Origin of the sequence: Peribacillus sp. AS_2 (assembly GCF_026891895.1) — a bacterium.
In the GTDB taxonomy this organism is placed as follows: domain Bacteria; phylum Bacillota; class Bacilli; order Bacillales; family DSM-1321; genus Peribacillus; species Peribacillus frigoritolerans.
The window spans coordinates 1-795 of sequence record NZ_JAPTGA010000042.1; the positions used below are offsets into that span (position 1 = coordinate 1).

General features: G+C 68.8%; 1 protein-coding gene. It reads right to left on the reverse strand.

What is annotated here, in order from left to right:
* Positions 1-795 (reverse strand): hypothetical protein (locus OTG27_RS26435; protein WP_268938590.1); only part of this gene is annotated, 795 nt, incomplete at both ends.

Below are 795 nucleotides of genomic sequence, written 5' to 3' on the forward strand. Positions count from 1 at the left end.
GGTGACACCTTGTTCTCCCGTGGCCCCCGTGGCTCCTGTTGCTCCGGCGGCTCCCGTCGCTCCCGTGGCTCCGGCGACTCCTGTCGCTCCTGTTGCTCCGGTGACTCCCGTGGCCCCTGTTGCTCCAACAGCTCCCGTCGCTCCCGTTGCTCCGGCTACTCCCGTGGCACCTGTTGCTCCGGCGGCTCCTGTCGCTCCTGTTGCTCCGGCTACTCCCGTGGCACCTGTTGCTCCGGCGGCTCCTGTTACTCCTGTTGCTCCGGTGGCTCCTGTTGCCCCTGTTGTTCCTGTGGCTCCTGTTGCTCCCGTCGCTCCCGTGGCGCCGGCGGCTCCTGTCGCTCCTGTTGCTCCGGCTACTCCCGTGGATCCCGTTGCTCCTGTGGCTCCGGCTACTCCCGTGGATCCCGTTGCTCCGGCTACTCCTGTCTCTCCTGTGGCTCCCGTGACTCCCGTGGCCCCTGTGGCTCCGGTGACTCCCGTGGCCCCTGTTGCTCCAACGGCTCCCGTCGCTCCTGTTGCTCCGGTGACTCCCGTGGCCCCTGTGGCTCCCGCGACACCCGTCGCTCCTGTGGCTCCCGTGGCTCCTGTCGCTCCGGCAGCTCCCGTGGCTCCTATGGCTCCGGGATCTCCCGTGGCTCCGGTGACACCTTGTTCTCCCGTGGCGCCGGTGGCTCCTGTGGCTCCGGTGACTCCTGGATCTCCCGTCGCTCCTGTTACGCCTGTTGCTCCCATGGCTCCCGTGGTCCCTGTGGCTCCCGTGGCTCCCGTGGCTCCCGTGGCTCCTGGTTCTCCTGT